Source organism: Shewanella sp. A22, assembly GCF_053850585.1.
The window spans coordinates 14,975-28,799 of sequence record NZ_JBSQBN010000056.1 but is presented as its reverse complement, the minus strand read 5'-3'; the positions used below and the strand labels follow the sequence as shown (position 1 = coordinate 28,799).

The 13,825-nt window shown below is 43.0% G+C and carries 14 protein-coding genes; 13 read left to right on the top strand and 1 reads right to left on the bottom strand.

From position 1 onward, the window contains the following. Positions 1 to 120: 120 nt before the first annotated feature. Positions 121 to 351: a nucleotidyltransferase family protein gene (locus tag ACWXWT_RS11570; RefSeq protein WP_456041737.1), complete on the top strand. Its 231-nt coding sequence runs from the start codon at positions 121 to 123 to the stop codon at positions 349 to 351. 245 nt (positions 352 to 596) lie between these two features. Then, positions 597 to 1,244 (top strand): outer membrane protein OmpW, encoded by a 648-nt coding sequence (gene ompW / locus ACWXWT_RS11565; protein ID WP_456041736.1) that lies wholly within the window; start codon positions 597 to 599, stop codon positions 1,242 to 1,244. A gap of 57 nt (positions 1,245 to 1,301) precedes the next feature. On the opposite strand, the gene ACWXWT_RS11560 is transcribed toward ompW, so the two are convergent. Next, complete coding sequence (locus ACWXWT_RS11560; protein ID WP_456041735.1) at positions 1,302 to 2,042, bottom strand: SDR family NAD(P)-dependent oxidoreductase; 741 nt, start codon at positions 2,040 to 2,042, stop codon at positions 1,302 to 1,304. A gap of 347 nt (positions 2,043 to 2,389) precedes the next feature. Between ACWXWT_RS11560 and metA the strand changes: the two genes are divergently transcribed. The 11 genes from metA (at position 2,390) to ACWXWT_RS11505 (ending at position 13,723) form a co-directional block, all read left to right on the top strand. After that, the gene (gene metA, locus ACWXWT_RS11555) at positions 2,390 to 3,334 is read left to right on the top strand and encodes a homoserine O-succinyltransferase MetA (RefSeq protein WP_456041734.1); all 945 of its coding nucleotides are present in this window, start codon (positions 2,390 to 2,392) and stop codon (positions 3,332 to 3,334) included. 314 nt (positions 3,335 to 3,648) lie between these two features. Beyond that, positions 3,649 to 4,839, top strand: a complete 1,191-nt coding sequence (locus ACWXWT_RS11550; RefSeq protein WP_456041733.1) for a thiolase family protein — start codon at positions 3,649 to 3,651, stop codon at positions 4,837 to 4,839. A gap of 164 nt (positions 4,840 to 5,003) precedes the next feature. Next, entirely contained in the window at positions 5,004 to 6,497 is a 1,494-nt protein-coding gene (locus ACWXWT_RS11545; protein ID WP_456041732.1) for a CoA-acylating methylmalonate-semialdehyde dehydrogenase, read from the top strand. Positions 6,498 to 6,733: 236 nt separating this feature from the next. Then, positions 6,734 to 7,891 (top strand): acyl-CoA dehydrogenase family protein, encoded by a 1,158-nt coding sequence (locus tag ACWXWT_RS11540; RefSeq protein WP_456041731.1) that lies wholly within the window; start codon positions 6,734 to 6,736, stop codon positions 7,889 to 7,891. A gap of 43 nt (positions 7,892 to 7,934) precedes the next feature. Then, positions 7,935 to 8,717: an enoyl-CoA hydratase gene (locus ACWXWT_RS11535; RefSeq protein WP_456041730.1), complete on the top strand. Its 783-nt coding sequence runs from the start codon at positions 7,935 to 7,937 to the stop codon at positions 8,715 to 8,717. Beyond that, a complete protein-coding gene (locus tag ACWXWT_RS11530) occupies positions 8,717 to 9,835 on the top strand; it encodes an enoyl-CoA hydratase/isomerase family protein (RefSeq protein ID WP_456041729.1) in 1,119 nt (372 codons plus the stop codon). The genes ACWXWT_RS11535 and ACWXWT_RS11530 overlap by 1 nt, the downstream gene beginning before the upstream one ends. Positions 9,836 to 9,849: 14 nt before the next feature. After that, positions 9,850 to 10,749: a 3-hydroxyisobutyrate dehydrogenase gene (mmsB, locus tag ACWXWT_RS11525; RefSeq protein ID WP_456041728.1), complete on the top strand. Its 900-nt coding sequence runs from the start codon at positions 9,850 to 9,852 to the stop codon at positions 10,747 to 10,749. Positions 10,750 to 10,761: 12 nt separating this feature from the next. Continuing rightward, positions 10,762 to 11,520, top strand: coding sequence for an SDR family oxidoreductase (locus ACWXWT_RS11520; protein WP_456041727.1), 759 nt, complete (start codon positions 10,762 to 10,764; stop codon positions 11,518 to 11,520). Positions 11,521 to 11,643: 123 nt separating this feature from the next. After that, positions 11,644 to 11,850 (top strand): hypothetical protein, encoded by a 207-nt coding sequence (locus tag ACWXWT_RS11515; protein WP_456041738.1) that lies wholly within the window; start codon positions 11,644 to 11,646, stop codon positions 11,848 to 11,850. Between the two features lie 7 nt (positions 11,851 to 11,857). Further along, entirely contained in the window at positions 11,858 to 12,784 is a 927-nt protein-coding gene (locus ACWXWT_RS11510; protein WP_456041726.1) for a DMT family transporter, read from the top strand. A 9-nt stretch (positions 12,785 to 12,793) separates the two neighbouring features. Beyond that, positions 12,794 to 13,723: a M14 family metallopeptidase gene (locus ACWXWT_RS11505; RefSeq protein ID WP_456041725.1), complete on the top strand. Its 930-nt coding sequence runs from the start codon at positions 12,794 to 12,796 to the stop codon at positions 13,721 to 13,723. Positions 13,724 to 13,825 lie beyond the last annotated feature (102 nt).

Here is a 13,825-nt window from a genome sequence, read left to right as displayed (position 1 = left end):
CATGGATGCTGGAGGTAGAGTAACGCAGGAGCTTGTTACCGAGAATCACTATTCGCTTCAATCATCTGCCTTGCCTACAGCACTTTGAACTCCCGCTGAAAGATCACATATTTAATAGGATTGGTATCATATTGGCCAGAAAAAAAAACAGCAATCGGCATTAAGTTAATCCAAGTGAATGATCAAATCGACTCAGAGTTTGTTTTACATGTCACTAGTGTATTTGGCCTAGGTTGTTTATATGATTTTTCTTTAACCGCAAACCCTAAACGTAATAAGTCTATTTTTAATGCCCGGGTTAGTCAAAAAGCGTGGTTAATCGATTACCCCAATTTATTTGTTACAGAATAATCAACGTCGAAAATCCATATTAATAAACCTACAAAACCCAACTAATAAATACCTCTTTGGTCACTTTTTGGTGCTTTTTTGTGATCCAAATCAACCAAATTTGAACTAAGTTAATACCTCTATAGAGGTATTTTGCTTTTATTGATCTGCATCAACGTTATTCTAAAACGACTTAGGTAGGTTAGCGACAAGTGATGAGGATGCACAAAATTGCATCTCGTTGTTATTGCCAAGGAGTGTTAAGAATGAATAAGAAAAGTACCCTAAGTATAGTTGCTGTATCGTTATTAACTGCTGGTTTATCTTTTTGTGCTTCGGCACATCAAGAGGGTGATATTATCGTGCGGGCGGGTGTTGCGACTGTGGCACCAAATGAGTCTAGCCCTGTTGTTGCCGGTGTAGCCGAATTTGGCGTGAACAGTAATACTCAGTTAGGGCTTAATTTTGGTTACATGTTAACTGATAATTGGGGGGTTGAGCTATTAGCTGCATCGCCGTTCAGCCATGATGTATCGCTTGGCGCGTTAGGTAAAATTGCTGAGACTAAGCATTTACCACCGACATTAGTTGCTCAATATTATTTTGGTGATGCTCAGTCTGCATTACGTCCATATGTTGGTGTTGGCGTTAACTTTACTAACTTTTTTGATAGTGAATTTACCCAAGATGCAAAAGACCTTGGTTTAGATAATTTAAGTTTGTCTAACTCTTGGGGGCTAGCGGCTCAAGTTGGCCTAGATTACAAAATTAACAAGGATTGGTTAGTTAACGCGTCAGTATGGTATGCGAAAATATCAACTGATGTGAGTTTTGACATGGGCGCAGATCACCTTGTAGTCGATACTGATATTGATCCATGGGTGTATATGATTAGTGTTGGCTATACCTACTAATATTTAATTATCTTTGGATAACAAAACAGGAACTCATGAGTTCCTGTTTTTATATGATTAAGACTTTTTTTTGGGTTTCCAATGGCGGGTATTGTATATATATTCTGGAAGTAATCGGTTTATCCACGCGACTATGCGCCAGCGTTTAGTTACATACACTCGACGTTTTCCTTTTTTCAGCGCCGTTAAAATTTGTTCAGCCACTTTATCAATGGGTGACAACAATAATTGGGTATTTAAATGTACCGCTTTATCAAATAAACCTAATTGAATATCGCTGATGGTAATAGGCAGTTTTAAGCGCTGAGCATGCATGCTAAGCCCTTGCAGATAATTTGTAGCAAAGGCTTTGGAGGCATGATAAGCCACATTAGGGCCTCCGCGTTGGCCTGCTATTGAATTGATAGCGGCGAGTTGACCGTATCCTTGTTCGCACATCAATTTAAAAATACACTGACTAGCAGCAGCAAACCCCATGACATTAACGTCAATAGTATGTTGGTCAATAGACCACGGTAGGGTGGCGTCATAATCATTAACACCTGTATTAATGATGGCTAAATGGGCACCATTATGCTTGCTCCAAGCCGCATTAAGTTGTGTTATTAGTGTGTCTGGCTGGTTAATCGTTAACGGATACACACTGACTTCACCAGGCAGGCTTTGACAAAACTCGCTGAGCGAATCAGGGTCGTTAACAAAAAGAACTAGCGAAACCTGTTGTGCAGATAATTGTTTAGCAAGAGTTTGACTGAGCTGGGAGCTTGCACCAATTATCATAGCTGTCGCAATTGACATAGTTAACCTCATCTTAAGTAGTGACTCATAATAGAAATATCGCTTGTTGATAACAAGCGCGAAAAAAATTCAACTTAAGACGTGTAGACTTCTAGACATCCTTGTGTATGATGGATATATAAATGATTGTTGGTACACAACTTCGCTAATATAGCGTTCTGTCTGTGTTTGGTCATCTTTACCACGGTAAAGGTGCGTTAATACTAAATGGTGATGTTGACTACTGAATGAATCTAACAGAATGTTGAATTTGTGATGTGGTAAACAAAATGGTTTATCAACATTAATCCATTTACTGCACTATCAATCAAACTGTCTGTGTTTAATTAACCTAAAAGGTAAGACGTATGCCGGTTCGAATTCCAGATAATCTGCCTGCAGCAGGTATTTTAGAGTCAGAGAATATCTTTGTGATGTCAGAAACCCGTGCTGCTAATCAGGATATTCGTCCTATGCGGGTATTAATCTTGAATTTAATGCCGAATAAAATTGAGACAGAAACGCAATTGCTGCGTTTACTCGGTAATACACCTCTTCAAGTAGGGGTCGATTTATTGCGTATTCATGATAAAGAATCTAAGCACACCTCAGTTGATCACATGAACACGTTTTACCGTGATTTTGAAGATGTACGCAATAATAATTATGATGGTCTTATCATCACGGGTGCACCACTTGGGCAAATTGATTTTAAAGATGTGCTCTATTGGGACCATATTCGTGAAATCATCGACTGGTCGCAAAACCACGTTACATCGGTACTGTTTTTATGCTGGGCTGCTCATGCTGGTTTGTATCATTTGTATGGATTACAACGCCAGTTATTGCAAAATAAGCGCTCAGGTGTGTTCAATCATTGTCGCACCAGTGATCCTCATCCATTATTACGAGGATTTGATGATGAGTTTTTTGCCCCTCACTCACGGTTTGCTGAAATGGACATAGAACAAATTCGCCAACATCCTGATTTAGAAATATTGGCTGAGTCTGACGATGCTGGGGCATATATTGTACTGAGTCGAGATAATCACAATTTATTTGTAATGGGCCATCCTGAGTATCAAAAAGAGACCTTAAATGAAGAATATCAACGTGATGTAGGCCAAGGGCTTAATCCTGATATTCCACAAAACTATTATCGCCAAGATGATCCGAACCAAGACCCTATTGCTCGCTGGCATAGTCATGGCAGCTTACTTGTTAGTAATTGGCTTAATTATTATGTATACCAGCTAACCCCCTATGACTTAACCGACATGAGCGCAAAAACGCCTTGGGAAAATAAAAAGTAATACCAAAGGACTAGGGGTAAAATGCACCATAGTCCTTTTTTATTAACATCACACCCCGTCAATATCCGCTTCTATTTCATCTTGTAGACTAAAGTTCAATTCAATTTTCTCCCGTAAACTTAACCAAGAATAACGCTTTTATAAACAATCTATTAGTTTGATTTTTGTGATTTAAAGTTTCCAGTGTAAATCTTCAATGACAACACAATGAGATTAACATCACAATTTAGATGATTTTTTACTTGCTTTACGTTAGCGTCAACGTCAAAGTGGTGTGATGTTATTTTTTCTAAGTGCAGTAAATTGGAGTGGTTATGAGTACAGAGCAAACGGGTCAAGATATTGTTATTGTTGCCGCGAAACGTACGCCTATGGGTGGATTTCAAGGGGCATTGTCTGAAGTGGCATCACCAGTATTAGCGGCAACCGCTATTCAAGGTCTTATTGCCCAAGCAGGTATCAGTGTCGACAACGTTGACGAAGTGCTAATGGGTTGTGTATTACCAGCAGGACTGGGTCAAGCGCCTGCTCGTCAAGCCACTCTAGGAGCAGGTTTGCCATTAAGTACCGGCTCGACAACAATCAATAAAGTCTGTGGTTCTGGAATGAAAACCGTGATGTTAGCGCATGATTCAATTAAAGCGGGATCAAGCCAAGTGGTAGTGGCCGGCGGCATGGAAAATATGAGCCAAGCACCCTATTTGCTCGACAAAGCGCGCAGCGGAATGCGTATGGGCCATGGCAAAGTGATGGACCACATGTTTTTAGATGGCCTTGAAGATGCTTACACTGGTGGTGCAATGGGTACATTTGCACAAAAAACGGCAGATGACTTTGGCCTAACCCGCGAGCAAATGGATGCTTTTGCATTAAGTTCGCTCGAAAAAGCTAATGCAGCGATTAACTCTGGCGCATTTAAAGATGAAGTGGTGCCTGTCACCATGAGCACGCGTCGCGGTGACGTGACTGTTGATACTGACGAGCAGCCAGGTAACGCCCGCCCAGAAAAAATTCCGACATTACGTCCAGCATTTACCAAAGACGGCACGATTACAGCAGCCAACTCTAGTTCAATTTCAGACGGCGCTGCAGCGCTAATGTTAATGACACGCGAAAAAGCACAGCAACTGGGTTTAAACGTATTAGCGACTATTAAAGGTCACACTACCCATTCTCAAGAACCGTCGATGTTTACCACAGCACCGGTTGGCGCGATGCAAAAACTGTTCGATAAAGTGCAGTGGAGTAAAGATGACGTCGATTTATTTGAAATTAATGAAGCGTTTGCCATGGTCACCATGTTGGCGATTTCTGAACTGAAATTAGATGCCAGTAAAGTCAACGTTAATGGCGGTGCATGTGCAATGGGACACCCAATTGGTTGTTCTGGTGCGCGTTTGTTAGTCACATTGATTTACGCCTTAAAAGCACGTGGCCTTAAGCGTGGCGTAGCATCGTTATGTATTGGTGGCGGCGAAGCTACAGCAATGGCGATAGAAGTGTAAATAGACAATACAAGTTAAGTTCGACAAGACCACCGCACAGGTAGATGTACACGCAGCCACTTTAGTGAGACTGACAAACACAACAAATCGCGTCACCTGTGCAGTAACTCAATACGAGTGAGCTTGTTTCACTCATAAGATGTTCAAGGATCGAGGAAAGCAACATGATCACACAAGTTAAGCATTACATTGATGGCGAATTCACACATGGCAATGGCGATCGCAATATTGATGTCACTAACCCTGCTAATAATTCAGTTATCGCCAACATTAACTGTGCTACCACTGCCGAAGTCGAATTGGCTATACACAGTGCTAAAGAAGCGTTTAAGACATGGAAAGAAGTGCCCGTATCTGAACGTGCGCGCGTCATGTTGCGTTACCAACATTTGCTAAAAGAACATCACGATGAACTGGCGACCATTTTGGCCCAAGAAACCGGCAAAACCTTTGAAGATGCTAAAGGCGATGTATGGCGTGGTATTGAAGTAGCCGAACATGCCTGTAACGTAGCGTCATTGATGATGGGCGAAACGGTAGAAAACGTTGCCCGTAACATCGACACCTACAGTTACACGCAACCATTAGGTGTGTGTGCGGGTATTACGCCATTCAACTTCCCCGCAATGATCCCGTTATGGATGTTCCCATTATCAATTGCTTGCGGTAATACCTTTATTTTAAAGCCTTCTGAACAAGATCCGATGACGCCGCAACGTTTAGTAGAGTTGTTTGTTGAAGCGGGTGCGCCAAAAGGTGTATTACAACTTATTCATGGCGACAAAACTGCAGTTGATATTTTGCTTAGAGATCCTGCTATTAAAGCGATTTCGTTTGTTGGTTCTGTGGGGGTTGGTCAATACATTTACAAAACCGGTACCGACAATCTAAAACGTGTGCAAGCGTTTGCGGGGGCTAAAAACCATTGCGTGATCATGCCTGATGCTAATAAGCAGCAAGTGATCAACAACATGGTTGGTGCCTCAGTGGGAGCAGCTGGTCAACGCTGTATGGCTATTTCGGTTGCAGTGTTTGTAGGTAAAGCCAAAGAATGGATCCCTGAGTTAAAAGAGGCGTTAGCGAAAGTTCGCCCAGGATTGTGGGATGACAAAAACGCTGCTTACGGCCCAGTGATTAGCCCTGCGGCAAAAGAGCGGGTACTCAAACTTATTGCCCAAGGCAAAGCTGAAGGTGCTGAATGCTTATTAGATGGCAGCGACTTTACCTTAGCTGGTTACGAGTCGGGTAACTGGGTTGGCCCAACCATGTTTACCAATGTCACCACCGACATGAGCATTTACAAAGAAGAGATTTTTGGTCCTGTTTTGTGTTGTATGGAAGCGGACAATTTAGATGATGCTATTGAGCTGGTTAACAACAGTCCTTACGGCAATGGCACTTCTATCTTTACTGCATCTGGCGGTGCCGCTCGTAAATATCAGCACGAAATAGAAGTCGGCCAAGTAGGGATTAACGTACCAATTCCGGTGCCATTACCTTTCTTCTCGTTCACCGGTTGGAAAGGCAGTTTCTATGGCGACCAACATGCCTACGGCAAGCAGGCGGTGCGTTTCTGCACCGAAACCAAAACCATCACTTCACGCTGGTTTGATACAGAAGTCGTTAGCGGTCCTAACATGAGCATTGACCTGAAATAAACGTAGTTCGGTTTAGTCTCTGTTTGTCGCGACAAATTTCTGATTTTAAGAGTGTTTAGTAATCAACCTTGATTTGTCGCGGCAATATTTATCAACTAATTCAACAAGACAATTTTGACCCGTACCATTAGATGACGTTGTAACACAGACTATCTAATGGGTAAGCAGCTTAAGCCGCAGACGGGCAAAACTTCAAATGACCCAAGAGTCATCCAAGACAATATTAGGAGTCCAGCATGGATTTTAATTTAAACGAAGATCAGCATCAGTTTGCTGATTTAGCCCGTCAATTTGCCGCCGATGAGTTAGCGCCATTTGCCGCTAAGTGGGACGAAGAACATCATTTTCCTAAAGACGTGATTCAAAAAGCCGGTGAACTGGGTTTTTGTTCATTGTATTCGCCAGAATCAGAAGGCGGCATGGGTTTGTCTCGTTTAGACGCTTCCATTATTTTTGAAGAATTAGCTCACGGTTGTACCGCCACTACGGCAATGTTAACGATTCATAATATGGCTACTTGGATGGTCACCACATGGGGCACTGAAACCCTACGTAAACAGTGGTCAGAAGGCTTAACCACAGGGCAGTTATTAGCTTCTTACTGTTTAACGGAGCCTGGTGCCGGTAGTGATGCGGCTTCATTGCAAACCAAAGCTGTGTGTGATGGTGATGATTACCTGATCACAGGTTCAAAAATGTTTATCTCTGGTGCTGGTGAAACCGAATTATTAGTGGTGATGTGCCGTACTGGCGAAGCTGGCCCTAAAGGGATTTCTGCTATTGCTGTACCTGCTGATGCGGCCGGTGTTACATACGGAAAAGCTGAAGATAAAATGGGTTGGAACGCACAGCCAACAAGATTAATTAGTTTTGAAAACGTGCGCGTGCCCGCAGCTAACTTACTTGGCGAAGAAGGCCAAGGTTTTACTTTTGCCATGAAAGGCCTAGACGGCGGACGTATTAATATTGCTACCTGTTCAATAGGTACGGCCCAAGCTGCACTGACTCGTGCAACTGAATACATGAATGAACGTAAGCAATTTGGTAAACCGCTAGCGGCATTCCAAGCATTGCAGTTCAAACTGGCTGACATGGCAACCGAATTAGTGGCTGCCCGCCAAATGGTACGTTTAGCGGCCTTTAAATTAGATACTCAAGACCCAGAGGCCAGTGCTTATTGTGCAATGGCTAAGCGTTTTGCTACTGATGTGGGTTTCCAAGTGTGTGACGGTGCACTGCAAATTCACGGCGGTTATGGTTATATCCGTGAATATCCATTAGAACGTCATTTTCGTGATGTACGAGTGCACCAAATTTTAGAGGGCACTAACGAGATAATGCGTTTAATCATTGCCCGTCGTTTGCTGGCCAGCGATGCTCATCCAATCCTGTAAAGGTTTATTTACTTGAGACGCTTTACTGTAAGGATATAACATCATGACAGCACAACCAGCTATTTTTAAACATATTGTAGGCCATACGGCCATTTTGACGTTGAATAACCCACCAGCAAATACTTGGACAGCAGACAGTTTACAAGTACTCAAGCATATCGTGCTTGAACTGAATCAAAACAAGGAAGTTTATGCCCTTGTGATCACCGGACAAGGTGATAAGTTTTTCTCCGCGGGGGCTGATTTGAATTTATTTGCTGATGGCGACAAAGACAATGCCGCCACCATGGCAAAACACTTTGGTGAAGCCTTTGAAGCCTTGAGTACATTTCGTGGAGTGTCAATTGCAGCGATCAATGGCTACGCCATGGGGGGGGGATTAGAAGTCGCATTGGCTTGTGATTTACGTATTGCAGAAGCACAAGCACAAATGGCGTTACCTGAAGCCTCTGTGGGGCTTTTACCTTGTGCGGGTGGTACTCAAAACTTAACGGCGTTAGTTGGTGAAGGTTGGGCAAAAAGAATGATCCTCTGTGGCGAACGCATTAATGCCGCCAAAGCGGAGAAAATCGGCCTTATCGAGGAGGTCGTCGACGAAGGACAAGCCCTTGATGCCGCAATAGCATTAGCAGCGAAAGTGGCCAAACAGTCACCTAGCAGTGTTAGTGTATGTAAAACGTTAATCCAAGCTGGACGTAATATGCCACGAGCCCAAGCATTGCCGCTTGAGCGCGAATTATTTATCGGCTTATTTGATACCGAAGATCAAGCTGAAGGTGTGAATGCCTTTTTACAAAAACGCGCCGCTAACTGGAAGAACCGCTAATGACTCAAGATGTAATATTTCAAACATTAGGCACGCTATCAGGTCAATCTATTGGCGTCGTAACATTAAATATCGAAAAAGCGCTTAATGCACTGACTCTCGACATGGTTGCCGCCATGCAAGCCCAATTATCTCGCTGGAAAACCGATAACACTATCGCCTGTGTGGTGTTAACTGGAGCGGGAGAAAAAGCATTTTGTGCCGGTGGCGATGTACGTGCAATTTACCATGCTTCTATCGCAAACCCTGACCATATCAACGAAGAAGCTTGCCGTTTTTTTACTCAAGAATACCAACTAGACTACTTGTTGCATCAGTTCGGCAAACCTGTTTTGGTATGGGGGGATGGTATTGTAATGGGCGGCGGGCTTGGACTCATGGCAGGTTGTAGCCATCGTATTGTTACTGAGCGCAGTCGTATTGCCATGCCGGAGGTCACTATTGGTTTATATCCCGATGTGGGTTTTAGTTATTTTCTAAACCGGATGCCGGGTAAGACAGGGCTGTTTTTGGGGTTAACCGCGTATAACATGAATGCCTCAGATTCGCTTTATGTTGGTCTAGGAAACTATCTTCTAAATAGCGATGAAAAAGAACCATTATTTGATGCCATGGCCGAACTGGCGTGGAGTCAAGATAATAACCAGAATCATCAACTGTTAAGTGGGCTGTTGACCAACATGAGTGAGCCTCATTTAGCTGCATTATCTGTTAGCCCACTGCAACAATTTCAAGCACAAATAGATTTGTTAATGGCGGGCGACATCCTCGATGTACATCATCAATTATCCACCTTAAACACTGATCTAGATTGGCTAAAAAGAGCACAAAAAACAGCCTTAGCAGGGAGCCCAATTAGTTGGCATCTTATTTTTGCTCAAGCAGCATTAGGCAAAGAATTGAGTTTGGCTGATTGTTTTAAGTGGGAGCTTGGAGTAAGTGTTAACAGTTGCTCTATGGGCGATTTTTGTGAGGGTGTGCGTGCTTTGTTGATTGATAAAGATCGCCAACCTAAATGGTTATTTGCAGATGTAGACGCAGTGGATGCGAATAAAGTGACTCAATTGCTTACCTCGCCTTGGGCTGAAGATAAACACCCATTAGCTGACTTTACTTAAAAAGGATTAATGACATGGCAACAGTAGCATTTATTGGTTTAGGTAACATGGGCGGCCCAATGGCGGCCAATTTAGTGAAAGCGGGCATGACAGTGACGGTGTTCGACTTAAATCCTATTGCCGTAGAAGCGTTAACGGCACAAGGTGCATTAAGCGCAAAAACGGCCTGTGGTGCCGCTGCAGCAGCAGATTTTGTGATTACCATGTTGCCAGCAGGTAAGCATGTGCGTGGTTTGTATTTAGGTGATGATAGCAGTAAAGGTTTGTTGGATGTGGTATCTACACAGGCAATATTGATAGATTGTTCGACCATCGATGCCGACAGCGCACGTTTAGTAGGCGCTAAAGCGGCCGAAAAAGGCATTGAATTTATGGACGCGCCAGTTTCTGGTGGCACTGCGGGGGCAGCAGCGGGGACCTTAACCTTTATTTGTGGTGGTAGTGATACTGCTTATACCCAAGCGCAAACGGTATTAACTGTGATGGGGGGCAATATTTTTCATGCAGGGGCCGTGGGAGCAGGCCAAATCGCTAAAATTTGTAATAACATGCTGTTGTCTGTGTTGATGGTGGGTACTAGCGAATCGTTACAACTTGGTTTGGATAATGGTTTAGATCCTAAAGTGTTGTCTGATATCATGAAAGTCAGTAGCGGCGGTAACTGGACGTTAGAGAAATACAATCCATGCCCAGATGTGATGGAAAATGTGCCGTCGTCAAAAGATTACCAAGGTGGCTTTATGGTTGACCTAATGGTAAAAGATTTAGGCTTGTCGCAAGAAGCCGCAATAGCGTCGAACTCAAGCACACCTATGGGGTCATTGGCTCGTAGTTTATATGTTAATCATGCTCGTCAAGGTCATGGTCGTCGCGATTTCTCAAGTATTTTTGAACAATTTTCAAAGAAAAAATAAAGGATTCAGTTGATGGAATTAAAAGATAAGGTTGTCGTCATTACTGGCGGAGCAGGTGGATTAGGTCTAGCAATGGCACACGATTTAGCTGCTCAAGGGGCTAAGTTGGCGCTTATCGATGTTGATCAAACTAAGCTTGAGCAAGCCTGTGCTGATTTAGGCGCGACAACTGAAGTGCAAGGTTACGCCCTAGACATTACTGATGAAGAAGATGTGGTTGCGGGTTTTAAATATATTGTTGAAGATTTTGGCCAAGTGAATGTGTTAATCAATAATGCTGGGATTTTACGCGATGGTCTAATGATTAAAGCTAAAGATGGCATTGTGACTGATCGCATGTCGTATCAGCAATTTCAATCTGTTATTAACGTTAACTTAACGGGCACATTTTTGTGTGGACGTGAAGCTGCTGCGGCAATGATTGAAACCCAGCAAAATGGCGTGATTATTAATATTTCTAGTATTGCGAAAGCCGGTAATATGGGCCAGTCAAACTATTCAGCATCTAAAGCCGGCGTTGCAGCTATGTCTGTTGGTTGGGCTAAAGAGTTAGCTCGCCATAATATACGTAGTGCAGCAGTTGCTCCAGGGGTTATTGCTACTGAAATGACAGCAGCCATGAAGCTTGAAGCGTTAGAACGTTTAGAGAAAATGGTGCCAGTAGGGCGTTTAGGTCAAGCTGAAGAAGTGGCTTCAACCGTACGCTTTATCATTGAAAACGATTACGTTAATGGTCGAGTCTTTGAGATTGACGGTGGCCTTCGCTTATAAGCGGGTAGTATTTCACATAATCAGTTTGTTATGATGTTGTCACGCCGAGCTTATGCTCGGCGTGACTTTTTACTTTTAAGGATTAATCTCGTGGCAAAGTTAGAATACCTGCTTAAAAAAATCATGCTTGTCGTGGGAGTACTTGGCGTTATTATTATCTATGGTGGTTTTTTATATTTATTCTTTTCGGGCCGCTCCACTGCCGCTTTACCTTGGTTTTTACTTATCTCGCCGTGGATTTGTGTGTACTTTGGGTTAACTCATATACAGCAAGTGGCAGTAATACACTGGTTTTCTCAAAAATTTAGTGTCAGAAAACCAACCAAGTAGCCTATTGATGTCTAACTTATCTCGATATTCTATCGTTTTTTATACCTTGACAGCCTTGGTCGCATTTGCTGCTAATTCGGTATTGTGTCGTATGGCATTATCGCCCCAACAAACATCCGCATTAATCGATCCTAACAGTTTTACCGCTATTCGTTTAGCTGCTGGAGCTGTGATGTTGTGGCTAATCATGAGATTGCGAATGCCTCAAACCACCATAAGCCGCTCCGCTAGCTGTGGTAGCGCGTTTTCTGCGGTGCTACTGTTTATTTACGCGGTGACTTTTTCGTATGCCTATGTACTACTTGATACCGCAACTGGCGCATTAATTCTGTTTGCAGCGGTGCAAATGAGCATGATGTTAATCAGTTATTTTCAAGGTCATCGCTTAACCTTAATTGAAGGATGGGGCGCCTTTTTAGCCTTTAGTGGTTTTGTATATTTGGTGTTGCCCGATGTGAATGCACCTTCAATGACGGGGTTGGCCTTAATGGCTATCAGTGGCTGTGCTTGGGGCGGATATACGTTATTAGGTAAGCAATCGGTTAACCCTTTGTGTGACACGGGCTACAATTTTATTCGCACTTTACCTTTGGTTATTGTGATGATCTTTGTAGTGTGGCAGTTGTCTCCATTGGTATCGATACATCAAACCACTCGATTAACTACTGAAGGTATCGTTCTGGCTATATTGTCTGGCGCCATAGCGTCAGGCATAGGTTACACTTTATGGTATCAAGCCTTACGTGGACTAACATCAACTCATGCAGCAGTTTTACAATTAACCGTACCTGTGATTGCAGCAGCAGGCGGCATTGTATTTTTACACGAGGTGATTAGTTTTCACCTTGGCGTATCTGCCTGCATTATTTTTCTAGGGATTGCGTTGGTTATCTTTTCAAAAGCACATCCCGTTACCCCTAAAATAAAAAACTAATGAGGTTCTATGAGCAATTCTACACCGTACCCTATTGGTACTCCTGGGCAAAAATGGACCGATGCAGACAAAGCTCAATGGTTAGCACACGTTATCATAAAGCGCAGTTATCAAGATGAAGTCGTCAGTAAATTCGCCCCACTAGCGAATCATTTCGAGCAAGTGCAATATGGCGCGTTATCCATTAATCCCGACAAATATCCGTTGGTTGCATTTAAATCACATGAATGGGACAACAATAAAAAAACGATTTTGATTACCGGTGGTGTACATGGCTATGAAACCAGTGGTGTTCATGGTGCTATTCAGTTTTTAGCCACTAAAGCACAGGGTTATACTCAGTATTTTAATGTGGCCGTTGCGCCGTGTGTTAGCCCTTGGGGTTATGAAACCATTAATCGATGGAATCCTAAAGCGATTGACCCTAATCGTTCTTTTTATGCCAATAGCCCCGCGGAAGAGTCTGCCGCACTGATGAGCTTTGCCGCCAGTTTAGGTGAGGTATATGCCCACATTGATTTACATGAAACAACTGACACTGACGAACTAGAGTTTAGACCTTTGTTGTCTGCGCGAGATGGTGTTGAATACGATAAAGGCATTATTCCTGATGGTTTCTATTTAGTCGGCGACAGTGACAACCCAACCCCAGCTTTTCAAAAAGCGGTGATTGATTCAGTCGCTAAAGTGACTCATATTGCACCTGACGATAACGGACAATTAATTGAAGTACCCATTGAGCAATTTGGGGTGATTAATTATCCGGTTAAAAAACTCAGTTTGTGTGCAGGCATGACCCATAACCATTTTAATACCACCACAGAAGTGTACCCCGATAGCCCATTAGTGACAGTAGAAGAGTGTAACGACGCCCAAGTGGCAGCTATCACTGGCGGCTTGGATTATATTGTTGAATATTTGAGGTTAGATAAAGCATAACGTCAGCGTTAGCGCTGCAAGTTGCTTGAATGTGACTTGCAGTGTCAACATCCTTCGTTAACATAATTTTACTGAGGGAGCTTTTCTGTTTAGGTTGATAAA

Excerpts from the sequence above, each read along its gene's own strand:
- ompW (WP_456041736.1), top strand. The coding sequence starts at position 597 with ATGAATAAGAAAAGTACCCTAAGTATAGTTGCTGTATCGTTATTAACT.
- ACWXWT_RS11560 (WP_456041735.1), bottom strand. The coding sequence starts at position 2,042 with ATGTCAATTGCGACAGCTATGATAATTGGTGCAAGCTCCCAGCTCAGT.
- metA (WP_456041734.1), top strand. The coding sequence starts at position 2,390 with ATGCCGGTTCGAATTCCAGATAATCTGCCTGCAGCAGGTATTTTAGAG.
- ACWXWT_RS11550 (WP_456041733.1), top strand. The coding sequence starts at position 3,649 with ATGAGTACAGAGCAAACGGGTCAAGATATTGTTATTGTTGCCGCGAAA.
- ACWXWT_RS11545 (WP_456041732.1), top strand. The coding sequence starts at position 5,004 with ATGATCACACAAGTTAAGCATTACATTGATGGCGAATTCACACATGGC.
- ACWXWT_RS11540 (WP_456041731.1), top strand. The coding sequence starts at position 6,734 with ATGGATTTTAATTTAAACGAAGATCAGCATCAGTTTGCTGATTTAGCC.
- ACWXWT_RS11535 (WP_456041730.1), top strand. The coding sequence starts at position 7,935 with ATGACAGCACAACCAGCTATTTTTAAACATATTGTAGGCCATACGGCC.
- ACWXWT_RS11530 (WP_456041729.1), top strand. The coding sequence starts at position 8,717 with ATGACTCAAGATGTAATATTTCAAACATTAGGCACGCTATCAGGTCAA.
- mmsB (WP_456041728.1), top strand. The coding sequence starts at position 9,850 with ATGGCAACAGTAGCATTTATTGGTTTAGGTAACATGGGCGGCCCAATG.
- ACWXWT_RS11520 (WP_456041727.1), top strand. The coding sequence starts at position 10,762 with ATGGAATTAAAAGATAAGGTTGTCGTCATTACTGGCGGAGCAGGTGGA.
- ACWXWT_RS11515 (WP_456041738.1), top strand. The coding sequence starts at position 11,644 with ATGCTTGTCGTGGGAGTACTTGGCGTTATTATTATCTATGGTGGTTTT.
- ACWXWT_RS11510 (WP_456041726.1), top strand. The coding sequence starts at position 11,858 with ATGTCTAACTTATCTCGATATTCTATCGTTTTTTATACCTTGACAGCC.
- ACWXWT_RS11505 (WP_456041725.1), top strand. The coding sequence starts at position 12,794 with ATGAGCAATTCTACACCGTACCCTATTGGTACTCCTGGGCAAAAATGG.